Consider the following 21,287-nt stretch of genomic DNA (forward strand, 5'->3'; position numbering starts at 1 on the left):
GAGGATTAGGACAGTGCAAGGTTGGTTATCCCAATTCATCCACCGCAAACGTCGTCGGGTTTGTGCTTCTCTGGTACGGACATATCGGGAGCTTAGTTACGCTTCTGTAGATGAACTGTGGCAAAAGGTGGTTGACTTAACAGATGTCTCTTGGCATCCATTACTCAAAAGTACAAATGTTCCCTATGGATTAGTCCCCAAACCAGGCTTGATTTTTCAAGCAATGACAAGGTTTTGGCCAATTCCCATAATGATTTTTGTAGAAAAAGTTAATCCTAAGCAAATGCTCAGTATCCGCGTTTTAGCATTTCCTGGAATTGAAGAAAGGGTGACATATCAAGTAGAATCGACCGTTTGTGGATCTTATTTATCTTATTCTGTAATTTTACGAGGCTGGTTATCTCCACTCATTTGGTCTTTATCTCGTCCTTACGTAGACAGGGTAGCGCGTTCTCTGATAGAAGCTGTAGAAGCAGTACAAACTCCACCTTTACAACGTAAACTCGAAGGGTGGGATTGGCTTTGACCGAAGAGGTAGGGGTAAGGGAACAGAAGGATTTGTAACTTCCCCACCACTCATGGTTTCAAGCCTCTAAGTTTATTAATTTATGGCTAAATTTTACTCAACACTCGTTACTCAGGACTGTTTTGTTCAACAGGCAATATCTTTCTCATCACTGATGTCCTAAGAAAGTTAAGATTCAAGTAGAAGTCAATAAAAATTTTTTAAGCTTTATATAAAGCGGCAACGGTAAAAACGCTATGTATGATGTCCTAGATTCCCAGTCAGTCCTAGATATATTGCGACCGGTCGAAGATCCAGAGCTTCGCAAAAGTCTGGTAGAACTGAATATGATTCGCAATGTGAAAATTGACAGTGGTAAGGTTAGCTTTACTTTGGTGTTGACTACTCCCGCTTGTCCTTTGAGAGAATTTATTGTCGAAGATTGTAAAAAGGCTGTTAAACAACTACCAGGCGTTACAGATATCAGTGTAGAAGTGACAGCAGAAACACCCCAACAAAAAAGCTTACCTGACCGCACTGGGGTTCCAGGGGTGAAAAATATTATTGCTGTTTCTAGCGGCAAAGGTGGTGTTGGTAAAAGCACAGTGGCTGTAAATGTCGCAGTGGCGTTGGCACAAACAGGGGCAAAAGTTGGCTTACTGGATGCTGATATTTATGGGCCTAATGATCCCACAATGTTGGGTTTGGCTGATGCTCAAATTGCTGTGCGCTCTACAGAAACAGGGGAAGTTCTAGAACCCTTGTTTAATCATGGCGTTAAGTTAGTTTCAATGGGCTTTTTGATTGACCGAGATCAGCCAGTGATTTGGCGTGGCCCCATGTTGAATGGCATAATTCGTCAGTTTCTCTATCAGGTGCAATGGGGAGAACTGGATTATTTAATTGTGGATATGCCTCCAGGAACTGGAGATGCCCAGTTAACTCTCACCCAATCGGTACCAATGTCAGGCGCAGTGATTGTCACTACACCGCAAACTGTAGCACTGTTAGATTCGCGCAAGGGTTTGCGGATGTTTCAACAGTTGGGTATTCCAGTATTGGGAATTGTGGAAAATATGAGCTATTTTATTCCCCCGGATCAACCGGATAAGAAATATGACATTTTTGGTTCCGGTGGAGGTTCAAAAACTGCGTCAGAGTTAGGAGTACCACTGTTGGGATGTGTACCTCTAGAAATTTCCACCAGAGTTGGTGGAGATAATGGTGTACCAATAGTTGTTGCTGATCCAGATTCGGCTGCTGCTAAAGCTCTCAAAGCGATCGCTCTAGCGATCGCTGGTAAAGTCTCAGTCGCTGCACTGACATAAGGATTGGTAATTAGTAATCGGTAAAAACTATTACCCAATCCCCAATCCTCGTTTAACTCTCAAGCTGCTCCTCGCACAATGTTATTAAAACCTTCGCTTCCCAAAATTCGCTGGCAATATTGGATTAAGCCCTGGCAACAAGTAGATTGGCTATTATTTTTTTTACCTGTTGCTGCCAGTATGTTTGGCGGTCTGATGATCCTCAGTACAGAACTCAAGCAGCCAGTAACTGACTGGTGGTGGCACTGGTTAGTAGCTGGTATTGGCTCACTTATCGCTTTATTTTTGGCTCGTTGCCGCTACGAAAATCTGATGCAGTGGCATTGGATAACTTACGCGCTGACTAATTTCAGTCTAGTGATTGTGATGGTTGCTGGAACTAGTGCCAAAGGCGCACAGCGATGGATTAGCATTGGTAGCTTCAATGTCCAACCTTCAGAATTTGCCAAAATAGGCGTGATCATCACCTTAGCAGCTTTATTACACAGGCGTACAGCTTCCACTCTTGAGAGTGTGTTCCGTATCTTGGCAATCACTGCTGTTCCTTGGGGATTAATATTTTTACAACCAGATTTGGCCACATCTTTAGTATTTGGGTCTATAGTCTTAGGAATGCTTTATTGGGCAAATGCCAATCCTGGTTGGTTGATTCTGATGATTTCCCCTGTGGTGTCGGCAATTTTATTCAGCATATCTTGGCCTTTGTCAGAACCCATAGTGTTGATTAAAGAACTATCTTTGAGTCCCTTAGGTTTATTTTGGGCCGGTGCTATGGGGATATTAGGTTGGCAAACTCTACCCTGGAAGCGATTTAATATGGGTGCGATCGCATCCTTTAGTCTCAATATGTTAGGTGGCGAATTAGGGCTTTTTGCTTGGAATCATGTACTAAAAGAATATCAAAAAGACAGATTAAGCGTATTTATAAACCCTGAACATGATCCCCTTGGTGCCGGTTATCACCTAATTCAATCGCGTATTGCCATCGGTGCAGGGGAAGTTTGGGGATGGGGTTTGTTCAAAGGGCCAATGACGCAACTAAATTTTGTGCCTGAGCAGCATACTGACTTTATTTTCTCGGCGGTTGGTGAAGAGTTTGGTTTTGTCGGTTGTTTAATAGTACTTTTTGTCTTCTGCTTGATTTGCTTCCGCATACTACACGTAGCTCAAAGCGCCAAAGATAATTTTGGTTCACTGCTGGCCATAGGCGTTTTATCAATGATTGTGTTTCAACTAATTGTTAATGTGGGTATGACTGTCGGTTTAGCACCTGTGGCAGGAATTCCCCTACCTTGGATGAGTTATGGTCGTTCTGCTATGCTGACAAACTTCATTGCTTTAGGAATAGTAGAATCTGTAGCCAATTTTCGCCAACGACCAAAGTATTATTAAATCAGGGAATAGGAAATAGATTGACCACTGAACCATCAACTAATATTAAGCTAATAACAGGAACTAAACGAGGGTAAAAACATGATTCTGCCTGGAGCAACTGTTCGCGTCAAAAATCCCGCCGATACATATTATCGTTTTGAAGGACTTGTCCAACGTGTTAGTGATGGCAAAGTAGCTGTATTGTTTGAAGGTGGTAATTGGGATAAAATAATTACTTTCCGCTTGCCAGAATTAGAACCTGTAGACACCACAGCCAAGAAAAAAGGAAAATAGGTGATGGGTAATAGGTGATTGCTAATCAAATGATAATTCTCCACTGTTAACTCAGAACTCAGCACTCCTATGCGTCTACCCTTACCACAGTTTGCAACGGGCGATCGCCATCCTCACCATATTGGGGAGGTGATCGAAACCACAACAACCGAATTTTTGGCACAGTGTTTAGAACCGGAAGATTTGAGTTTTCCACCTATGCCACCTTTTGGTAGTTGGGTTTGTGCTATGGATGAAGAATCTGGCAATCAAGTTTATGCAGTGGTATATCATGCCACAACCATGCCTATTGATTCTGTACACAGGGCTAGGGCGTTGGGGTTGTCTTTACAAACATTGCGTGAGGAACAACCCCAGATATTTGCTATGCTCAGAACTGAATTTCGGGCAGCAATTGTCGGATTTGAGCAGCAGTCACAAAATCTGAGTTATAACCAAGGGGTATATCAATATCTTCCACCCCGTCCGCCCCAAATTCATCAGGCAGTTTATCGGTGTCAACCAGAAGCGATCGTTAAATTCACCGAAAAACTAGATTTTTTGCGGACAATACTTTTAATTAATGGTGCGCCCGTAGAATCTTTGGCTGCATCAGCTATTCGTGAAGTTTACCAGTTACGCAAAGCTGACCGAGAATGGTTGATTAAAGCGGGACGACACCTGAGCATATTACTAAAAGACGATTATGATCGCTTGCGCTTTATTTTAAGTCAAATCCACCCCTAGCTATCAGTAAACAGTAAACTATTATCAGTTTTGACCTGTGGTGATTTTCAAGCCAATTAAAACGGTAGAGCAATAATTTAGCAATTAATAACTACGCATAAAGATTTAATTTACTTAATTTAGCCCTTTTTACACATGATTGAAATTGCTGTATTCTTTCACTGTTAAGATTCGCTTTTCCTAACTAGATCAGGACTTACGCAAAACAGGATGGAAGTAGGGGTAATTCATGAATTACCCTTACACAAGAATCAGCTTTTGAGTTCAATCTTGCGTAAGTCCTATAGATAATTAATTTATTTGACAAGCAGATTGTACAGCGATGAATTTGATAACTAATGACTGTTTTACTTATGCCACTAGTATCACAATTTCTGATTTTGGAAGCATCCTTCCAAGTTTTTGATCAGGGACTAATTGTCCCTTTTTCTATTTTATTAATAGTTATTCTCGTTGTACCTATACTGTTTGAGCGGCTACGATTACCAAGTTTGGTAGGTTTGATTTGTTGTGGAGTAGTACTGGGTCATTCTGGTTGGAGTTTATTTAAGTCTGAATCACCAATTATCAGTTTGCTATCAGATATTGGGTTATTTTATTTAATGTTTATAGGCGGATTTGAATTTAATATCCAATTTTTTCGTCAACAGCAAAGTCGTTCCTTAGTATTTGGTATTTTGAGTTTCAGTTTACCCCTGATGCTCGGAACATTAATAGGAGAATTTTGGGGATTTGGTGGGTATATTCCCATTTTAATGGGTTGCTTACTGGCTTCTCACTGCCTTTTGGCATATCCAATTATCAGCCGATTGGGAGTGGTGAATAACAAGGCTATTACCATGACAATGGGGGCGACAATTTTTACTGATATCGGCACGCTGCTGACATTAGCTGTTTGTACAGCCAGTTTTCATGGTGGAGCATTCGTATCGGCGCAATTAATCACTGTATTAGGTTTGGTGATCATTTATTCAAATGTGGTGCTAGTAGGTTTTGATTGGGCAAGCAGAGAATTTTTCCGGCGTTCTGGAGATGATGAGGGTAACAAGTTTTTATGTGTGTTAATGTCTGTATTTCTAGCTGTGGCGATCGCTCAATTAATGGGGTTAGAAAAAATTATTGGCTTTTTCTTGGCAGGTTTGGCGGTAAATGAAGCTGTAGGTGAAGGACCAGTTAAAGAAAAATTGACGTTTATTGGCAGTGTGATCTTCATTCCCCTTTTCTTCGTGATTCTGGGCTTAAGGATTGATTTATCTGCCTTTTTAAATGGATACAGCACAATTAAATTATTATTTTTAATGTTCGGCGGTTTGATTGTCAGCAAATTTATGGCAGCTTTGTTGGCAAAGGTGATTTACCGCTATAACTGGCAGGAAACCCTGACAATTTGGTCGCTATCAATTCCCCTTGTGGGTACAACGTTAGCTGTAGCTTTAGGGGGATATAAACCTGGGTTACTACCACCAGAAGTATTAAATAGTGTGATTGTTTTGGTCGTGATGACAGCAATTTTGGGGCCTTGGCTGACGAGTCTAGTCGCTGGGGGTGCTGCTGATTTAACTGGTTTATGGGTGGAAAACTCACAACCAATTCATATGTCTGAGTTGCAAAAACAATCAGTACAAAGTAATTTCACCATAGTCGTGCCAGTACATAATCCCCAAACGCAAAAACATTTAATTGAGATGGCAGCATTATTGGCTCGTCAGTCTCAGGGAAAAATATTACCATTAGCGATCGCTCATGCTACTGCTCAAATGGATGCACCTGAACTAGAAGCAACTTGGCAATGCAATGAAAAGTTATTAGCAAAAGCCACAACACAAAGTCAATTATTAGGAGCAAAAGCAGAACCGTTACTCAGAATTGATGACGCTTATGCACCAGGCATCTGTCGGGTATCTCGTGAACAAAAGGCGAATTTAATTATCATGGGTTGGGGAAACCGTACTGGCTTAAGAGCGCGTTTATTGGGTAATGTCATTGATAACGTCCTTTGGTCTGCCCATTGTCCAGTAGCAGTGGCACGCTTAGTAGAGTCACCAAAAAGAATTCAACGTATTCTCGTACCTATAGAAAACTTAATTAATCCCACACTAACAGCTTTAAAATTTGTTCAAACCTTAGCAGATGCCAATCAGAGCCAAGTTACTGTGTTGAATGTGTGTGTTAACTTACCTGTTTGGGACAGTTTATATAGTTTGTCCCATAATTACAGCGGTCAGAGTAAGCCAGAACAAAGCATTTCCAAGGAAAAACAAACTGATCCGAGCGATCGCCACACCAGATCCAGTCAAATTGCTGCCAGGCGATTGCGCGAAGCACACTGTCAGAGGCGATCGTACCTCACCCAATTAGTATCTCAATTGGCCGTGCCAAATCCACCAGAAATTCAAATTATTACCCATGAAAATGTTACCCAAGCAATTTTGCAAGCAGCAAGATTGTATGATTTAGTCGTATTGCCTTATATCCGTAATCGTACTAGTCCTGGAGGATTAGCGATGGATGATGTTACAAACCAATTAGCTAAACAACTCACCTGCTCAATCATCATCCTTGGAGAACCACAACACAACCACAAATTATTTTTATCAAATACTTCAACAACTCAAACAGCCAGTGTTTAAAAATACCACACTAGATCTGTGTTTATTGTAACAAGGATTTATATTTGTCAACAACTTTACAAATTATTGAAGATTTGATAAAACATGACTCAAAAGCGCACAATTATTAGAAAATATTTATTAATTTTAAAAAATATCTGTAGGAAAATTACTCAACCAACAAACACGTTGTTCAGAGACCTTCATTAGTTATCTATAATTTTGTACCAAAGTAGATAATCTAATACATAGGCATCATAGCCGCTGGAAGTATATGTAAAATAACGGAGAAACTATAATAGGCAGGGCGGTTAAAACCGCACGAGTCGTAGCTAGTGAGCTACGTTAAATCACATCTTTCAGGTCTAAAGACACTGAGTTTTCCACTTACTGAGTATTTCTATGAGAATTTTGGTAACAGGCGGTGCTGGATTTATTGGTTCCCATCTGATCGACAGACTAATGGCTGATAGTCATGAGGTTATATGTTTAGATAATTTCTATACAGGACATAAACGCAACATTCTCAAATGGTTAAACAATCCTCATTTTGAAATGATTCGTCACGACATCACTGAGGGAATTCGGTTAGAAGTGGATCAAATCTATCATTTGGCTTGTCCAGCATCGCCAGTGCATTACCAGTACAACCCCATTAAAACCGTTAAAACTAACGTGATGGGAACACTGAATATGTTGGGATTAGCCAAACGTGTCAAAGCTAGATTTTTGTTAGCTTCCACCAGTGAAGTCTACGGAGATCCAGAAGTTCATCCCCAAACCGAGGATTATCGAGGCAGCGTCAACCCCATTGGCATCCGTTCCTGCTACGACGAAGGCAAAAGAATGGCTGAAACTTTGGCATTTGACTACTACCGAGAAAATAAAGTTGATATTCGAGTAGCCAGAATATTTAACACCTATGGCCCACGAATGTTAGAAAACGATGGTCGGGTAGTGAGCAACTTTATAGTTCAAGCCTTGCGGGGTAATCCCTTGACCGTATATGGAGAAGGTACACAAACTCGCAGCTTCTGCTATGTCTCAGACTTAGTTGAAGGACTAATTAAGTTGATGAATGGGGACTACATTGGGCCAGTCAATTTGGGTAATCCCGATGAATACACAATTTTAGAATTGGCACAAGCTGTGCAGAACTTGGTTAACCCAGATGCACAAATTAAGTTTGAACCCCTACCTTCAGATGATCCCCGTCGTCGTCGTCCCGATATTACCAGAGCCAAAACCTGGTTAAATTGGGAACCTACTATTCCTCTGCAAGATGGCTTAAAACTGGCTGTAGAAGATTTTCGCGAACGTATCGAAAGCAACAATTAGTTAGTTGTTAATTGTCATTAGCCATTTGTAAACCAATGACTAATGACTAAATTACTAATGACTAAATTACTAATAACAAAAAGCAAGGAGCTAAAAAATGCGTGTTTGTGTAATCGGTACTGGTTATGTTGGATTAGTTACAGGAGCTTGTTTAGCTCATATTGGCCATGATGTTGTTTGCATAGATAACAACGAAGAAAAAGTAAAATTAATGAAGTCTGGACAGTCGCCTATTTTCGAGCCGGGACTCTCGGAAATTATGCAGTCTGCTATTAATAGGGGTAATATTCAATTTTCTTCCGATTTGGCAGCGGGAGTTGCTCACGGAGAAATTCTGTTTATTGCTGTGGGAACACCTCCTTTACCTACTGGTGAAAGTGATACCCGTTATGTAGAAGCTGTAGCGCGTGGTATTGGAGCTAATCTCAACGGTGGTTATAAGGTAATTGTTAATAAGTCTACTGTGCCTATCGGCTCTGGTGATTGGGTAAGAATGATTGTTTTAGATGGCATTGCTGAACGCCAAAAAATATTGACACCCGCAGGTGGAAAAGCCGTTGAGGAAAAATTACCTGAGATTTCAGCTCAGTTTGATGTTGTTAGTAATCCAGAGTTTCTGCGGGAAGGTTCAGCAGTTTACGATACCTTTAACCCTGACCGGATTGTCTTAGGAAGCAATAGCCAAGAAGCAGTGGGGATGATGAAAGAACTTTATGCCCCGATTGTAGAACGTAAATTTGCTGCTGATCAGTCTTTATCTGCTGTTCCAGTGTTGGTAACAGACTTGAGTTCAGCAGAAATGATTAAGTATGCTGCAAATGCTTTTTTGGCTACTAAGATTAGTTTTATCAACGAAGTTGCTAACATATGCGATCGCGTCGGTGCTGATGTTACCCAAGTAGCAAAAGGTATCGGTTTAGATTCCCGCATTGGCAACAAGTTCTTACAAGCTGGTATTGGTTGGGGTGGTTCTTGCTTCCCCAAAGATGTCTCTGCACTCATTCACACAGCTGATGATTATGGCTATGAAGCACAACTCATGAAAGCTGCTGTGAGTGTGAATGAACGCCAACGTTTGATTGCTTTGGAAAAGCTTCAAAAAGCTCTCAAAATCCTCAAAGGTAAAACTGTCGGACTTCTTGGTTTGACCTTCAAACCAGATACTGACGATTTGCGCGATGCTCCAGCACTCAACCTGATTGAGCAACTCAACCGACTGGGAGCTAAAGTCAAAGCTTATGACCCCATTATTTCTCAAACAGGAATGCGTCATGGTCTTTCTGGGGTATTGGTAGAAACCGATGCTGAAAGACTAGCTGATGGTTGTGATGCTTTGGTACTCGTCACAGAATGGCAACAGTTCAACACTTTGGACTATGCAAAAATGGCCAAATTGATGAACCACGCCGTGATGATTGATGGTCGTAACTTCCTAGACCCCGAAGCGATGGTAAGGGCTGGTTTCCAATATGTAGGTGTAGGCCGTTAAAAATTTAGAGTTAAGTTAAATTTGCAATTTCATATCAAAGCGCCGTCTAGAAGACTCTAGCCGGCGTTTAATTTCTCATTTTAATAACCTAATCTTTAATTTTTTATGCACTGCTGGGAATACGTTCTATTTCCGCATAACCACTAAAAATCAATCTTTGTCCTTCAGTTTCTAAACGGTTGAGTCGCATTTTCACTCCGTCGAGGTCAAAGCGGTCTAAATCAACCATGTTATCCAAAATTTCTACAAGGGCGAGGCCTAAAGTCTGGGAAATTTCTTGTTGTGCTTCTGGAACTTGCTCAAGTTCAATTTTTGGGTCTTTGAAAGAAACCCGCCTTCTTCTTTCAATACTTATAGCCAGGGTCATACTTAGAGGTATGAGTTGGCCGTTGTTTAAATCAGCTTGAGCTACAAGGTGCAAACGATTTTCTGGCAATAGCTGTATCTGGACTTCGGTAAAGGAAACTGGTTCTCCTCCAGATATTGCAGTCAACGTTGGTTCCGAAAGGTTCAGTAAGCGCTTTTTAACCAGTTCTGCCTTGAAAGCATCATTGATACCTGCTTCTGATAAAATCACCTGTGCTACCGCTTGGGTGGGTTGCTTGAGGCTAAGTTTGCCACTTAGTACCGAACTGAAGTCAATAGCGACTGCATCGGTTTCAAAAGACATTTCTTCAACAGCGAAGTCTCTACGAATTACTAACCCACGTCCGCTCATTTTAAAGCTATCAATGCTGCCTTGCAACAGTTTGCTGGAGGGATAGCAGCGCACAAAGACTTCTACTGACTCGCTCATGCTAAACAGGTGGCGAATCGTTTGGCTGGCGACTGTGTTGAGCATTCGCTCTCCCCAATCCGTGCCTTTAGGATCTGTTAAACCAGTAAGTCCGCCTAACATCAGATTTTGGGTCTCTAGAAGTTCTTTGTATTTTTGTAACAAATTGTGAACAATAGTGCAAGCGATCCCCAGATTTATTATTCTGATGACTGTGTGCAGGATAACTGATGGATGATAGCTAAATGTGTTGAATGTTACTTGTTGTGATGATGAGGAGCAAATGATAAAAGCGATCGCACAAGTTGCAGCGTCAGAGGCAAATATATCTTTATCAACACCGCAAAAATGCGATCGCTACAGATAGCTACTACATAAGCTGAAATTTAGGTACGTCTAGCTTCCCTGCCAGCACTATAGTAGTAATTGTAACTAGTCAGTTTTTTCTTATCTCCGTTAGCAACCACGCCTAAGACATTGATAGGAGAATTTCTCAAACTATCCTGAAGCTGCATTAACGCCGACTTATCTGTTTTATCAATCCTCACCACCAACAGCATCCCATCAGTTTGCGGGGCTAGGAGTCTAGCATCAACTAACCCTAACATTGGCGGCACATCATAAATCACCAAATCGAAATTTTGATTAAAGTATTCCATTAATTGCTTCATTTTATCTGATGAGAGCAATCTAGCCGGATCTGGTGGTACCGGTCCTGCCGTAATCACAGATAATGAATTCATTGCAGGTAATTGCTGAATCACCTGTTCAACCGGCATATTGGAAGCTATAACATTACTTAATCCAGATAGATTATGTAAATTGGATAATCTGTGAACCTGAGCGCGGCGTAGATCAGCATCCACAAGTAATACTCGTTTCCCTAATGCTGCAGCTATTTGAGCCAGATGAAAGGAAACTGTAGTTTTTCCATCTCCAGGCATAGTGGAAGAAACAGTTAAAGAGCGAATCGGTTGATCGGAATTGAGTAGCTGAATATTAGCATAAAGAACTTGTAAAGATTCAAAAAATAGTCCTTGCCCGTAGTAATTATCCCCTGTGATTTCCCGACGGAAAAGATTAGACAACCAACCATTTCTAGTCGAAATATTCCCTAATTGCACTTCTGGTTCTACCCCTTTAATCTTGAGATGAGGAGATTGATAACCTGAGATACTCTTGTCAATGGGAAGAGTTCCTAAAAAAGGCAGTTTTATCTTCTCCTTCAGGCTTTCGATAGTATGATAGGTATTGTCCATTTTTTCTAGGAGAAAGCCAATACCAATTCCTACGGCTAAACTACTAATCAATCCCATCAACAAATTCCGGGGAATATTTGGAGATAGAGGGAATACAGATTGATGTGGTGGTTGTATTAACTCCCAGGGAAGTTCTGTTTGAGCTACTTGAATTACGAGATTTTCACGGGTAGCTAAAAAGCGATTGAGACTTTCATTGGCAAGCTGTAAACTACGCTGAATTTCACTATATTGTCTTGCTAAAATTGGTAATTGCTCAAACTTGCGCTTTGTTTGCTGTTCTACTCTAGACAATTCTTGACTCTGTACATCTAGTTTCTGAATTAGAGAAGTTACTTCAGCCAATTTGAGACCTACAAACCGCTCTTGCTCATCTTCTATCAAGGGTAAGAGGTTTCGCCTTTTTTCTTGCAATGACTCTATGGCTGGGTTATCCGGTTGGAAACGAACTAATTCTCCAGATAGCTGAGATTCTAATTGGCGGAGTTGGGATATTAATTGACTATATATAGGTGCCTCATTTAGTGTTGCCTGCTGTCCTTCTGGTGTTGATAAGCTAATATAACTAGCACGAGCCGTAGCTAACTGTTTATCAATTTCCAGTCGTTGTTCTTCCAACTTTTGAATTTGTAATTCAACTCCACTAGACTGGGTTTCTGGATCGATAAAATTGTATCTTTGTCGAAATATTTGTAATTTTTGTTGCAATTGATCAACCCGATTTTTGATCGCAGGCAGTTGTTTTTCAACAAATTGAACACCTTGATTTAACTTGGTTTTACGCTTTTCTAAGCTGTAGTCTAAATAAAATGTAGAAATTGTTTTTAATACTAGGTCAATTTGTTTACGATCTTTGCTTTTATAGCTTATATCTAAAATTTTAGTAGCGCCTAAACGACGAATAGTTAAATTTCCAACTAGTGAATTATAAGTTATGTCAGGATAAGCAAATTGTAATTTTTTTACAACTTCTTTCATTATTTCTTGACTTTTGAGAACCTGAATTTGACTTTCATAATCTAGATTGGACTTAGAGATACTAGAGTCTGGAAGAGGTATTTGTCCTAAGCTGCTATCATTACTAACAGGTTCGACTAAAAGTTGAAAATTACCTTGATAAATAGTTTCTTCATTCAGGGTTGAATAAATCACAGTAGCCATAATCACAGACACAACACTTGTGATAATTAATGCGCGCCGCTGGAGAAGACCCAATAAGTCTTTTAGACCCCCATCATCATCCTCTATTTCAAATGATGAATAGTTTTGGGATGGCAAGATTTCTGGTGTGATAATTGCTCTACCATTCTCGTTAAAAGTTGGAATTTTACTAGAATTTTGATTGTTCATGGATTTGAATTAGATAATTATTTAGTTAAATATTTTTGGTTTTTACGTTTGGCATGATGTCAAAGTAGACACAATCTTTATGAGGCTTTATGAGGATGGTAAACTCTAAAACATTTGCTGACTTAATACTTATTTTTTTATTCAACATGAGATAATTTATGGGACTGCTTGCTTTCACTGTGATATTTTGATCAACATCAAGCAACTGGGAATTTGATCATCTAAATTCTATGCTGTAAGTGTTAGAAGGGTATGAAAATCTAGAGTGCGATGACGATAAACAGCAAAAATTGCTTTGTATCGTTCGATGCCAGAAAGATTATGTTCATATTTTACACTCTGGCTGTTCAGTTATCTATACTTATGTTTAAATATATCTCAAGTCAAAGCGTAATAGATTATTTATATATAGTATTCATTCTTGTACAGAACTAGGAAAAAAATCTTCTGCTTGTCCTATTCGCCGTTTTTTAACAGGTCGCGCGGGATTACCTGCATAAATAATCATCGGCTCTAAAGATTGTCCAGTCACGCTACCAAGAGTTAAAATTGCTCCCTTCCCGACTGTGACTCCTGGTCCAACTACTGATTTAGCAGCTATCCAACTACTTTCTTCAATATGAATAGGCGCAGAAATCTGCTTAAAATCAGGTTGATTCCAGTCATGATTGCCAGTACAAAGATAAACTCCTTGGGATAAACAAACATGATTTTCGATAACTACAGGTGCAAGGTTATCAATCCAAGCATCTTCCCCAATCCAAACATAATCACCAATTATTAAACGCCAAGGAAATTTGACTCGCACCCCCGGCTTTATACGCACACCGTTACCGATGCTGGCTCCAAAAAGTCTAAGTATCCCAACTTTTATAGATGATATCGGTAACCAATGACTTTTAACTAAAGGTGAACCAAGGAAATACCACAAAAGTTGCTGAAGGTAGGATGCACCGGGATTATAAATGCCAAGGGTATATTTATCTAGACGCATACAGTGGAGGATGAAAACGGGGGTTGAAACTTGCTCCGGTACGACCTGACACAATCCATAACAAAGAGCGTCCGCTATCACGAACAATGTGAAAAATAGATTCTCTGGGTCGTTCAGAGGGGATGGATATGGGGGTAAAAGTGATACCTTGGCTACCGAGAACTATGGTAGCGATGGTTTTTGCTCTGGGAAGGTGAAAATCTGAGGTAATTAGATAAATGTGTCGAATCTCGCGGTTTTGGAAATCGTGGACTAGGGTAGTAAAATTAGTAACTGTATCAACAGCACGGTAGTCAAGGTGAATACGATCTGTGGTAATACACATTGCATCAAAAATAGCAAAGGCTTGAGCTGGGAGTATCCCGCTAGAAACCCAGATGTCTAAATTAGGATGATTTTGGGCAAATTGGGCCGTAAATTTTTCTCTTTCTGGTCCGCCACCAAGAGTAAGAATAGCTTGGGGTTGGGGTGCTTGATGAGAGGCGATCGCAATTCTTATAGGGATAATACTCAGAAAAACTATGATGAAACTGGCTAAACTTAGAATCCAATATTTTTTCAGTTGGTAATACAATTGGCTCATGGAGAGAATCAATGTGTTTCCAAATCGTTGATGTGATTGGCATTATACTATCACAGCAGATTTTCTGGATTCAGAATATGTTGGTAAGCAGAGGCTAATTGTTTAGCAACTGTTTGCCATGAATAGCGTTGCAAAGCCAGTAGACGACCATTGGTTCCCATTTGTTTCCGCAATTGGTGATTATTTAAAAGATGAGCGATCGCACTCTGTAAAGCTTCTACTTCTCCTTCTACAATGATGCCAGCTTCAGCTTCAGCAATCTCCGGGGCAATTTGCACACCTGGAGTTGTGATAATTGGTAAGCCAGACACCATAGCTTCTGCTAAAGCAATACCAAAATTTTCCGAATAAGTTGGCAGTACAAATAAATCAGAACCTTGCAGCAGCAAATCTTTTTCATGCCCACTCACAAACCCGACAAATGAAGTTTGGTTTGTTATGTTGACAGATGCTACCATTTTCTGCAAAAATTTGACATAGCTATCTTCTCCAGAACCAGCAATCAGCAAATGGAAGTTCTGTTCTTGTTTTCTTAACTCACCTAATGTTTGAATTAACAGTTCAGGACGTTTTTTGTAGTGCAGACGGGAAAGAAAAAGAATAATTGGAACTTCTTTAGTAAGATTATACCGATCTTGCAATTGAGATTTAGCATCACCAATTAATGTTGGAGAATTAACTCCCAGCGGTAAGACAATTTTTGGCGGCTTCACTCCAAAAGCGATCGCATCCTCCATTTCACCTACAGATGTACAGTGAATGGCCGCAGCACTATTTAAATTACGTTTTTCAATGAAATAACTGTAAACTTTCTTTTTTAACTTACTTTGTGCCAATGCCCAAGGCGTTAATTGTCCCATAATCCTCACTGTGTATGGAACTCGTTGCCGCTGGGCAAAAACAGCAGCACAGCTAGGAAGATAGGAAAATAAATAGTGATTATCTAAAACATCATAATTTTTGATATTTTTCCATAGCCATTGTGTGAATACAGGAGAAGGTAAAAATGCTTTAATCCGAGCCGCAGGTGGAAAAAACCAAACAGGTAATCCTTCGTATTCTACACGCTCAGATAATGGCACATCTAGCAACAGTCCATCGTCATCATTAGTAGTAGCAATTTCTACATCAATTCCTTCTGCTCTTAAAGCCCTGACTAAATTCAAGACGACCTGCGTCGGACCGCCAAGTTTAGGACTGATAGAAGGAATTATATGTAAAACTTTCATTTATATAACACTCACAATAATTATTTTCGCTGGGACTGGTAACGTAAGCGTTTAACACCCAATAAACCAGGAAAAGTTTTAGCAATAAATATTAGACCCACAATTGGTAACATTGATGTGGTGAACACAATCAAACTTCGCATAGAAATAGCCGCTGTAAAAAAGCCCAGTGCATTGACAACTATGCCGTAACCAGTAGTGTGAAAAGCGGCTGTCCGCGACCACCAATTAGCTAAAATTCCTAAAGAAAGAGATGCTAATATTACGGCAAATATACCACCCATCATGTAGGTTTCTCCAATATAAGTTGCAGAAACAGTCCAACCTTCTGCACCTACGACCGTTTCGATTGATGTACTCAGACCTTCTGGTTTATCAGGCCATAGCACTCTAGGTATAGGTTTGGATAAAAACACTAATAATAATTCCAGTCCTAAAAAATCATGTTTATTGGGAAAAGCATCTACCAATAAACCAATACTCCAAAGGTTGTAGTCAACTGAAAGGGTATCTTGCACTTTTTCACTAGCATAAGCTGCTGTGGCTATATAATTAATGATACCCATCTGTCTAAAACCCAGCATATGACGGGTAGCAAATACCATTACATATCCCATAATAGCTGTAGGAATAGCTATTTTGAAAAAACTTGGACGTTGTAATGTCAAAAAATATCCAGCCATGAATGTAGCAATATAGGCAGCTAAAACATTGCGAGTTCCCCCCGAAAATCCATAAAACAGGGTAAAAGCAAATATGAAAACCACTAATAATATCTGCGAAAAGCGAAAAGACTGGCGGCGATTCCAAATAATACCTGTCAGTGGAGGTATTACATACGTGAACAAACTCAATTCAGACAAAAATACTCGCCAGTCACCAAATTTTCCTCGTCCCCAAGGGACGGCAAAGCGTGGATTCAGTAGAGCTTCAACTACTTTTACAAAATTGAAGTCAACTGACATAAATATATAAAAATAGGCTAAAAAAGCTGATATCAAGAAGATACGAAACAGAGTTTTATCAGGGATATTACTAAAATCTAACCATTCAGGTGGTGCTGGTTTAAAAACAGTGATATGACGACCAATTACTAAACCACCAAACCCTATTAGTAAGACTTCGATTGCTTTGATGGTTTGCTCAGAAGTCAAACGTTGGTCGAACTTTGCCTGTGGGTATAAAAACTCCACCAGTGTTAAGAAATAAAGAGCTAATATACAAAGTAGATCGGCTCGAAATAAATTGTTCCATCCCCGCCTACTATCAAACAAGATGCTAACAGTGATTGCCACCCCTACTATAATAGCTACTTGACTAGCCATGAAACTAGGAGCCATGTCTACACTTAACCGTATAAATGCTATGGCTAAACCAAAAAGTAATATGAATGTTCCTGTCCATGTTGCTTTGGCAACGCGTATCTTTTTTGAGGGCGATCTTGATTCTGGATAATGTGAATTAGTTAAAAGATTCATAAGCAAATAGTTAGACTGTTAATAGTCCAAAATTGAGATTTTTCATAGAAACCGGAAATTTTTAAATCAATTTTTTAAGTAGATCACACCAACGTTGAGCGCCCAAATGGGGTGATATTAATTCTGATATTTGAAGAGAAGCCGCACTGGCAATTTGAATTTTATCTGGGTGTTGTATATAGTTTTTCAAAATTTCTACTAAAGCATCAATATTTTCACTGGGGAATAAATAACCATTTTCACCTGGCTTAATTAAGTCGTGGGCAGCACCTACCGCATCTGAACAAACAATTGGTAAACCCGCCCCAACGGCCTGGTTTACTACCACACCCCAACCATCATAACGACTCGGTAATACAAACAAGTCTGCCTGACTAAAAAATTTAGGTAAGTTTTCAGGTGCTTGAAAACCGGCATACTCAATGTTTTGCTGTGTTTGTTCTGGCAGCAATTCTAGCATCTGAGGCAGTTCTGCTTCTTGTCCCACCAGGAGTAACTTTACCTGTAAACCGTATTCTATCAAGCGGTGGAAAGCTTGTAGCAGAATATCCACTCCTTTACGAGCTATCATTTGCCCGCAGAATAAAATTTTTATAGGTGTACGGGGGCGTTGGGGCAGATTTTGATTAAAATCAGTAAGATCACAGTAATAGGGAATATTAAAAATCAGCTTACCAGGATATCTTCGGCTATAATCAGCTTCTGCTAGTGAACCTATAGCAGCGATCGCACTAGATTGTGTTAAACCTTCTGCAAATAATTGTTGTAACTTACTTTTTAATCCACCAGTAGAACCCACTATTTTTTCACCCCAAAACACACAGGGTATCTGTCTACCGTACAACCTCAACAGCAATTGTGCTGTTGTATTCATATAGCCATTAATAACAATTACATCTGATTGATTAATGTTAGGCAAATGCCAGTTAACATGAAATCTTGAGCCTCCCCAACTCAGAACAAATCCGGGCAGAACTTTTTCATAGGAATTTAACGGTTTTTTAGGCCAGGGGTAGATATTATAGGCAGCTTCTAAATAATATACAGTAATATTTATCCCAGGAATTTGGGACAGAGCATAAAATAAGTCTCTTTGATAGGGAGAAGGAACAATAGAATAGAAAGTAACTTTTAAAGTATTCATCTTTTACTTAACCTTAATTTTCAAATCAAGCATTTTTGTAAGGAAGTAAATAGATTTGAAAGGTCAAATTTTGGGTTTGAATTTAAAGTATTATATTGAACTGGTAATTTTATAGTATTGAGCAAAATACAGTTGATCACATTAGCAATTTTTTCACCACTCACTTCCTCTAAAATCCAACCATTCTCACCGTCTACAACCACATCACCACAGCAACGGGAAGCAATAATAGGTAATTTCCATGCTTTTGCTTCTAGTTGTGTTAACCCAAATCCATCGGAAAGAGTAGGGAACAAAAACACATCTGCCATCTGATAATATTGTGCTGTTTCACTCCGATTAACATGGTCTACCCAACGAATTTGGGAATGAGTTTGAAAATTTTGTGGAATATCAAGCTGTTGAGAACCAACAATCCAAAATTCAACAGGATATCCTTCAAGTAACTGCACCGCATCTAATACAGCTGCAATTCCTTTTCGCAAAATTACCTGTCCTAAGAATAATACCCTTAAAGGCCGCTCTTGAGAAAAAGATTTTGGGTAAATGCGGACAAATTGATTAGCTGCTGCTGGTGGAGTATACACCAAGGGGATGATATGAATCTTTTTAAAATCAACACCTGTTTTTTCCAAGAGTTGACGTGACCAATCAGAATTTACCACAATAGCATCAGCTATGTTACATTCCTCTTGCCAATTTTGCCAATATTCAATAGATGCAGGTTGCCAGTTTCCACTATATTGGGGATATCGCTCATATTCTTGGGTGACAATCATCTCCTCTTGTATTCCTGGGTCAATTTGACCTAGAACTGTGTACCATCCCTGTTGTTTAGCAAATCGAAATAGCTCTAAGGCCGCATAGCTGTAAGCAAATAATATGGGAGGTTTTATAAACTGATTCGCCAGTGATGTTAAACTCTTGATAGCCTGCTGCTGAAACCATTGATTGCGAGCAAAAACTCTTTCCCATCCTGTCTTTTTGTGCAGCCGTTGAGATAATTCAAACTGAATTAAGGAGCTATTAAAAGAGAGGACATCTGCTTTTTCTAAATCTGGGTGATATCTTTCTCGTAAATTTGCTAAGAGATTTTTAGGTAAAAAATTGATCACAGACTGAGGAGATACCCAAGCATCTGTAATTAGCTGAGAAAGTTGTCCCTGCTGTTGTAAAGCTCTGGGTATAGTGTAATGTTCACGCGCTCCGATCTGGCAAGAAATCCAACTACAAGGTGGTGTAGGCATTAAATTTTAAAGTATTAAGTAGATAGGTGCAGGAAAATCAAAACATATTTCGTTTTGTGAAATGGGTAAAACTCAATAACAATAAGGCATAGAGGCAACTTTACATATGTTACACATTTTGGCTATTTCACATACACCTACTTAGCTGACTGATCTGATATTTATGATATAAACAGGGTCAAAACTTGATTTTTATCAATTTTCCTCCCTGATAGATAAAAAAATATCCCTATAGAGGGATAGAAGTTTTTATTATTCAAGTTGTAACATTTAATTAGATTTAAATAAAGCAGGTAAAAATATTTTCATCTGCTTTACTTTTTTGCAAGTTTTGATAGTAGGGCAAATTTTACTGGTCAAAACTGCTAGGGTAGGTAGAATTTGATATCGCTTACCCTATAATTCGAGTTATGACTATTAAACAACTACGAAGTCGGTTCCGCTTAATGCTGGCGCACCTGTGAAGGTAGCAAAGAATCCACCGCCACCACTACCAGTAGCACTACCATTAGCATTGTAATACAATTCACCACTAACTGTATTATAAACCAGGAAGGTGCTTTTTGAACCTATTCCACTGTTAGTAGTCACAAAGGTAATATCAGCAGCAGTTAAAGAACCAGTAACGGCGAAGGCTGTAAAACTTACCTGACTCAGTTGAATCTGATCTCCTTCTGCACTATTAAAGTCTGTAACTATATCGTTGCCAATGGAATTAGCTACATTTTGTTGTGTGGATAAACCTGTACCGCCAAACCCGAAAATGTCAGCCCCAAGCCCACCAGTGAGACTATCATTACCAGCTTGTCCGTTCAGGGTGTCATTACCAACATAAGTAGCACCTGCCTTGTCACCAAAGATGCTATCGTTACCGTCACCACCATTAATTATATCGTCATCCTGATTACCTTCTAAGAAGTCATCACCGGAACCACCATCAATTGTATCGTTGCCAAAAGAGCCGAAAATCCGATCATTTCCAGCTAAACCGTTTAAGGTGTTGTTTTCTCCGTTACCAACAATTGTGTTGTCAAGAGCATTACCTTCTCCAAAGGTAGCTCCTGTTCCCGGAGAAAGAACGGAAAGAGTTAAATTTTCTACATTACCAAGGATAGTAACTCCAGACGCACCTGGGTTATTCAAAGAGAAGTTTATTCTAGAAACAACAGTGTCTATTCCACTACCATTGTCATTAAGTTCGTCAATGACTAAACCTGTTACTCCGGAATTGGAAAGCAGAATATTATAGGTATCATCTCCAGTTCCACCTCTCATAGTACCTCCGCCGGTACCGGAAATTTCTAAGAAGTCATCACCACCTTGACCCCGAAGCAGCGAGCCTGTTGCTCCTTTGATAAGATCCGATCCATCTCTACCACTCAGGGTAGTGTTAATGGCAGCAGGATCACTGTTAAATACATCGTTTCCTGATGTACCAACGATAGTTAGACCAGCATCATCCACAGTCACATTAAATGTTGTTGCCATATAATTCATACACTCCTATTGTTTTTGTCTAGTTAGTACTAGTTAGTATATAAGTTAACTCAAGTTAAGGACTTTTG

Annotated in this window: 17 protein-coding genes; 8 read left to right on the forward strand and 9 right to left on the reverse strand. The window is 39.6% G+C overall.

Annotated features, from left to right (window positions below; translation table 11 throughout):
• Positions 1-13: 13 nt before the first annotated feature.
• The 8 genes from ACOWPH_RS12790 (at position 14) to ACOWPH_RS12825 (ending at position 9,663) form a co-directional block, all read left to right on the forward strand.
• Positions 14-526, forward strand: coding sequence for a hypothetical protein (locus ACOWPH_RS12790; RefSeq protein WP_015215762.1), 513 nt, complete (start codon positions 14-16; stop codon positions 524-526).
• 236 nt (positions 527-762) lie between these two features.
• Positions 763-1,833 carry an Mrp/NBP35 family ATP-binding protein gene (locus tag ACOWPH_RS12795; RefSeq protein ID WP_015215763.1) on the forward strand — a complete coding sequence of 357 codons (1,071 nt, stop codon included), beginning with the start codon at positions 763-765 and terminating at the stop codon, positions 1,831-1,833.
• A 78-nt stretch (positions 1,834-1,911) separates the two neighbouring features.
• Positions 1,912-3,225 carry a rod shape-determining protein RodA gene (gene rodA / locus ACOWPH_RS12800; RefSeq protein ID WP_015215764.1) on the forward strand — a complete coding sequence of 438 codons (1,314 nt, stop codon included), beginning with the start codon at positions 1,912-1,914 and terminating at the stop codon, positions 3,223-3,225.
• Positions 3,226-3,306: 81 nt separating this feature from the next.
• Positions 3,307-3,501, forward strand: coding sequence for an NAD(P)H dehydrogenase subunit NdhS (locus tag ACOWPH_RS12805; RefSeq protein ID WP_015215765.1), 195 nt, complete (start codon positions 3,307-3,309; stop codon positions 3,499-3,501).
• A gap of 69 nt (positions 3,502-3,570) precedes the next feature.
• On the forward strand, positions 3,571-4,227 hold the full coding sequence (locus ACOWPH_RS12810) for an HAS-barrel domain-containing protein (protein ID WP_015215766.1): 657 nt from the start codon (positions 3,571-3,573) through the stop codon (positions 4,225-4,227).
• Between the two features lie 338 nt (positions 4,228-4,565).
• Positions 4,566-6,857: a cation:proton antiporter gene (locus ACOWPH_RS12815; protein ID WP_015215767.1), complete on the forward strand. Its 2,292-nt coding sequence runs from the start codon at positions 4,566-4,568 to the stop codon at positions 6,855-6,857.
• Between the two features lie 381 nt (positions 6,858-7,238).
• Positions 7,239-8,174 (forward strand): UDP-glucuronic acid decarboxylase family protein, encoded by a 936-nt coding sequence (locus ACOWPH_RS12820; RefSeq protein ID WP_015215768.1) that lies wholly within the window; start codon positions 7,239-7,241, stop codon positions 8,172-8,174.
• Between the two features lie 97 nt (positions 8,175-8,271).
• Positions 8,272-9,663, forward strand: a complete 1,392-nt coding sequence (locus ACOWPH_RS12825; RefSeq protein ID WP_015215769.1) for a UDP-glucose dehydrogenase family protein — start codon at positions 8,272-8,274, stop codon at positions 9,661-9,663.
• A 103-nt stretch (positions 9,664-9,766) separates the two neighbouring features.
• Here the strand turns inward: ACOWPH_RS12825 and ACOWPH_RS12830 are convergent, their stop codons facing one another.
• From ACOWPH_RS12830 to ACOWPH_RS12870, 9 genes are all read right to left on the reverse strand, one after another.
• Positions 9,767-10,561, reverse strand: a complete 795-nt coding sequence (locus ACOWPH_RS12830) for a DUF2993 domain-containing protein (RefSeq protein ID WP_015215770.1) — start codon at positions 10,559-10,561, stop codon at positions 9,767-9,769.
• Positions 10,562-10,824: 263 nt separating this feature from the next.
• Positions 10,825-13,047: a GumC family protein gene (locus ACOWPH_RS12835; RefSeq protein WP_015215771.1), complete on the reverse strand. Its 2,223-nt coding sequence runs from the start codon at positions 13,045-13,047 to the stop codon at positions 10,825-10,827.
• 415 nt (positions 13,048-13,462) lie between these two features.
• Positions 13,463-14,041, reverse strand: coding sequence for a WcaF family extracellular polysaccharide biosynthesis acetyltransferase (locus ACOWPH_RS12840; RefSeq protein ID WP_015215772.1), 579 nt, complete (start codon positions 14,039-14,041; stop codon positions 13,463-13,465).
• On the reverse strand, positions 14,028-14,624 hold the full coding sequence (locus tag ACOWPH_RS12845) for a YdcF family protein (RefSeq protein ID WP_015215773.1): 597 nt from the start codon (positions 14,622-14,624) through the stop codon (positions 14,028-14,030). Before ACOWPH_RS12845 ends, ACOWPH_RS12840 begins: the two co-directional genes overlap by 14 nt.
• A 50-nt stretch (positions 14,625-14,674) precedes the next feature.
• Positions 14,675-15,853, reverse strand: a complete 1,179-nt coding sequence (locus ACOWPH_RS12850) for a glycosyltransferase (protein ID WP_015215774.1) — start codon at positions 15,851-15,853, stop codon at positions 14,675-14,677.
• Between the two features lie 20 nt (positions 15,854-15,873).
• A complete protein-coding gene (locus ACOWPH_RS12855) occupies positions 15,874-17,331 on the reverse strand; it encodes a hypothetical protein (protein ID WP_015215775.1) in 1,458 nt (485 codons plus the stop codon).
• A 61-nt stretch (positions 17,332-17,392) separates the two neighbouring features.
• On the reverse strand, positions 17,393-18,475 hold the full coding sequence (locus tag ACOWPH_RS12860) for a glycosyltransferase family 4 protein (protein WP_015215776.1): 1,083 nt from the start codon (positions 18,473-18,475) through the stop codon (positions 17,393-17,395).
• A 20-nt stretch (positions 18,476-18,495) separates the two neighbouring features.
• Positions 18,496-19,722, reverse strand: a complete 1,227-nt coding sequence (locus tag ACOWPH_RS12865) for a glycosyltransferase family 4 protein (RefSeq protein WP_015215777.1) — start codon at positions 19,720-19,722, stop codon at positions 18,496-18,498.
• 417 nt (positions 19,723-20,139) lie between these two features.
• Positions 20,140-21,210, reverse strand: a complete 1,071-nt coding sequence (locus tag ACOWPH_RS12870) for a calcium-binding protein (RefSeq protein ID WP_015215778.1) — start codon at positions 21,208-21,210, stop codon at positions 20,140-20,142.
• Positions 21,211-21,287: the final 77 nt, after the last annotated feature.

Source organism: Anabaena sp. PCC 7938 (genome assembly GCF_049315035.1).
GTDB lineage: Bacteria > Cyanobacteriota > Cyanobacteriia > Cyanobacteriales > Nostocaceae > Anabaena > Anabaena cylindrica.

Bases quoted from the DNA above. Each gene is read 5' to 3' on its own strand.
- ACOWPH_RS12865 (WP_015215777.1), bottom strand. From the start codon at position 19,722: ATGCCTACACCACCTTGTAGTTGGATTTCTTGCCAGATCGGAGCGCGT.
- ACOWPH_RS12860 (WP_015215776.1), bottom strand. From the start codon at position 18,475: ATGAATACTTTAAAAGTTACTTTCTATTCTATTGTTCCTTCTCCCTAT.
- ACOWPH_RS12870 (WP_015215778.1), bottom strand. From the start codon at position 21,210: ATGGCAACAACATTTAATGTGACTGTGGATGATGCTGGTCTAACTATC.
- ACOWPH_RS12845 (WP_015215773.1), bottom strand. From the start codon at position 14,624: ATGAGCCAATTGTATTACCAACTGAAAAAATATTGGATTCTAAGTTTA.
- ACOWPH_RS12795 (WP_015215763.1), top strand. From the start codon at position 763: ATGTATGATGTCCTAGATTCCCAGTCAGTCCTAGATATATTGCGACCG.
- ACOWPH_RS12810 (WP_015215766.1), top strand. From the start codon at position 3,571: ATGCGTCTACCCTTACCACAGTTTGCAACGGGCGATCGCCATCCTCAC.
- ACOWPH_RS12830 (WP_015215770.1), bottom strand. From the start codon at position 10,561: ATGTTAGGCGGACTTACTGGTTTAACAGATCCTAAAGGCACGGATTGG.
- ACOWPH_RS12825 (WP_015215769.1), top strand. From the start codon at position 8,272: ATGCGTGTTTGTGTAATCGGTACTGGTTATGTTGGATTAGTTACAGGA.
- ACOWPH_RS12840 (WP_015215772.1), bottom strand. From the start codon at position 14,041: ATGCGTCTAGATAAATATACCCTTGGCATTTATAATCCCGGTGCATCC.
- ACOWPH_RS12820 (WP_015215768.1), top strand. From the start codon at position 7,239: ATGAGAATTTTGGTAACAGGCGGTGCTGGATTTATTGGTTCCCATCTG.
- ACOWPH_RS12850 (WP_015215774.1), bottom strand. From the start codon at position 15,853: ATGAAAGTTTTACATATAATTCCTTCTATCAGTCCTAAACTTGGCGGT.
- ACOWPH_RS12815 (WP_015215767.1), top strand. From the start codon at position 4,566: ATGACTGTTTTACTTATGCCACTAGTATCACAATTTCTGATTTTGGAA.
- ACOWPH_RS12855 (WP_015215775.1), bottom strand. From the start codon at position 17,331: ATGAATCTTTTAACTAATTCACATTATCCAGAATCAAGATCGCCCTCA.
- rodA (WP_015215764.1), top strand. From the start codon at position 1,912: ATGTTATTAAAACCTTCGCTTCCCAAAATTCGCTGGCAATATTGGATT.
- ACOWPH_RS12805 (WP_015215765.1), top strand. From the start codon at position 3,307: ATGATTCTGCCTGGAGCAACTGTTCGCGTCAAAAATCCCGCCGATACA.
- ACOWPH_RS12835 (WP_015215771.1), bottom strand. From the start codon at position 13,047: ATGAACAATCAAAATTCTAGTAAAATTCCAACTTTTAACGAGAATGGT.